This is a genomic window from Mesorhizobium sp. M7D.F.Ca.US.004.03.1.1 (genome assembly GCF_003998635.1).
In the GTDB taxonomy this organism is placed as follows: Bacteria; Pseudomonadota; Alphaproteobacteria; order Rhizobiales; family Rhizobiaceae; genus Mesorhizobium; species Mesorhizobium loti.
The window spans coordinates 1-2,394 of record NZ_RZQG01000888.1 but is presented as its reverse complement, the minus strand read 5'-3'; the positions used below and the strand labels follow the sequence as shown (position 1 = coordinate 2,394).

General features: G+C 61.9%; 5 protein-coding genes. All 5 read right to left on the bottom strand.

Annotated elements, in window-relative coordinates:
• Positions 1–172, bottom strand: a 172-nt coding sequence (locus tag EN935_RS31405; protein WP_164771504.1) for a UvrD-helicase domain-containing protein, incomplete at its 3' end; no start/stop codon positions are given.
• Between the two features lie 82 nt (positions 173–254).
• Complete coding sequence (locus EN935_RS31400) at positions 255–428, bottom strand: hypothetical protein (protein WP_109663378.1); 174 nt, start codon at positions 426–428, stop codon at positions 255–257.
• A gap of 98 nt (positions 429–526) precedes the next feature.
• Positions 527–739 carry a hypothetical protein gene (locus EN935_RS31395; protein ID WP_109662932.1) on the bottom strand — a complete coding sequence of 71 codons (213 nt, stop codon included), beginning with the start codon at positions 737–739 and terminating at the stop codon, positions 527–529.
• Positions 740–1,011: 272 nt separating this feature from the next.
• Positions 1,012–1,809 (bottom strand): agmatinase family protein, encoded by a 798-nt coding sequence (locus EN935_RS31390; RefSeq protein ID WP_109663375.1) that lies wholly within the window; start codon positions 1,807–1,809, stop codon positions 1,012–1,014.
• Positions 1,810–1,934: 125 nt separating this feature from the next.
• Positions 1,935–2,394, bottom strand: a 460-nt coding sequence (locus EN935_RS31385) for a M20/M25/M40 family metallo-hydrolase (RefSeq protein ID WP_127373986.1), incomplete at its 5' end; no start/stop codon positions are given.

The following is a 2,394-nucleotide window of genomic DNA, read 5'->3' as shown; positions in this document are numbered from 1 at the left end:
GCGCCAAGGTGTTGGTCTTGCCCGAACCGGCGCCGGCAATGACCAGCAGCGGACCGGCTATCTTGCCGTCGCCATGCTCGACGGCCTGGCGCTGGGCATCGTTCAGCCGGGCGAGATAGGCAGGCTGGACGGTCGGATCCCGAAAGGTCGAATCAGCGGTGGCGAGGTTCATCGCCCATCAAGCATCGTTTCCGCTTTGTTCGCAACGTCGATGCGAGGCAGACTTAGCCCCCGCAGACCGAGGGGGATCACGCCTAGCGTTGCGGATCGACACCAATCGCGGCTGACTGCCGACGCAAGGCTTCGCGATCATGTTGCGACGGTGGCAGCAACAGCGGGTCGACTGTATCGGGCACGTCATCGATCATCTGCCTGGTGAGGCGGTATGTGACATAAGCCAAAGCGCCGGCGATAAGCAGACGGAACATGGTTGCGTACTCCATTGGAACAGAACCAACCCGAGGGGACGGCATTTGGTTCCCTCCCGATTATCAGGGTATGTGATCGAGAGCCGCGATCGCTTCCGCTAACACTCAGCCCGTTCCGGTATTTCGGCGATGCATTCCTCGAGACGCTCCAGGCGGAACTTGGCATTGCGAAGTTCGTGTCCTGCCTCGTGCCGCCTATGGCGGCCCTGCGGAGAGGTCGCCATCAGGTCGCGCTCCAGTTCGGCAATGCGCGCACGCACCTGCCGGGCCTCGTCCTGACGCAACGCCTTGATCCATCCACGCCCGCGCATCGGTTTTCCTGCCAGCACCTTCGAAAGGCATGCCGGATTTATGTCGGAAAGACCCTAATTTCAGGCAAGCCCAAACGCTCTAAATTTAACTTCCGCTAATTTAGCATCAACAAAGGGGCTCTTTGGGGGAAGAAGGCCGGCGCCGCTTGGGAGGAGGAATGAAGCGCCGGCCAAGCGGATAATTAGGTCCGCCGCACAGCAGAAGGTAGCTGAGTCTTTCCCTGGCGTCATCGGGCGATTGTTTTCGTTAAAAACGTACCCTCGCCGGCCCGTCACCCGCGTGTCTTGACCATCATTCCGGCAATCTCCTTGAGGAGTTTTGCCGCCACGCCGGCGGTCAGGCCGGCGATGTCGCGAGCGGGATTTAACTCAACGATATCAGCCGCCACGATCGGCTGGTTGATCGACTGAATCAGGTTGATGACCTGACGAGTAGTCAGGCCGCCGGGTTCGCGATGCGAGACACCCGGCGCAAAAGCCGGGTCGAGCCCGTCGAGATCCATCGAGATATAGACCGGCGTCGTGAGGTCGAGCCGCAGATCATCGCTGAACCGCGCGGCCTCGATGACCTCGACACCAAACCGATCGAACTGGTCGCGATGATGGTCGTTGACGGTGCGCAATCCGACCTGGATGAGGCGGTCGGCAAGCCGCTCTTCCATGATGCGGGCAAAGGGCGAGGTGTGGGAGCGCGGATTGCCCTGATAGGCTTCATACATGTCGGGGTGCGCGTCGATGTGCAGAATGGTCAGGCTGGGGTGTCGGCGGCGCACCGCGCGCAGCACCGGCCAGGAGATGGCATGGTCGCCGCCGAGGCAGATCAGCGGATCGCCCAGTTCCAGCACGCGTCCAACCTCGCCTTCGATCAAATCCCATGGATCGGTGGCGGCGTCGAAACGGATGTCGCCATGATCGACCAGCCTGTCGGTCAGGTCGAAACCGGTTTCGCTCCACATGCTGTAGGCATCACAGAACAATTCGGGACGGATATGGGCGGGCGCAAGCGCTGCGCCCTTGGCGAAGGACGAATTGTCGTCGTGGGGAATTCCCAGAAGCGAAATCCTGGTCATCGGCATCCGGGCTCCGTCACTGGGAGTTCACAAAACTGGGGGAGTTCAATAAACCCCGGAGCTGGCTGGCAATAGCAGCGGTGCTTGGGCCAGCGGCGAGCGCGGTCTGGCGATCAAAAAAGCGATCATCTTCCCGCCTCGCCACACAGCCTTTGCCTGACCACGGCGACGTGGAAATTCGTGCCGAACAACAGCCCGTCATCGTTGAAGTCGTAGCTGGAATTGTGCAGCGGCGCGGAAGCCTCGCCATTGCCGAGGAAGACGAAACAGCCCGGGACGTGGTCGAGGAAACGGGCGAAATCCTCGGAGGCGGTCATCGGCTCGCGGGCGACAGCGATGTTGCCGGGCTCGAAGACGCCTCTTGCGGCCGCGAACGCGGCATCGACCAGTTCGGCATCGTTGCGCAGCGGCACGAACTCCCTGCTGTACTTGACTTCGGCGGTGACATTGTAGGCGGCGGCGGTACCCTCGGCGATGATGCGCATCTGCCGCTCGATCTCGGCGCTGACCTCGGGACGGAAGCTGCGCGCATCGCCGAGGATGCGGGCAAGGCCGGGCAGAGCGTTGCGGGTGCCGTCGGTGATC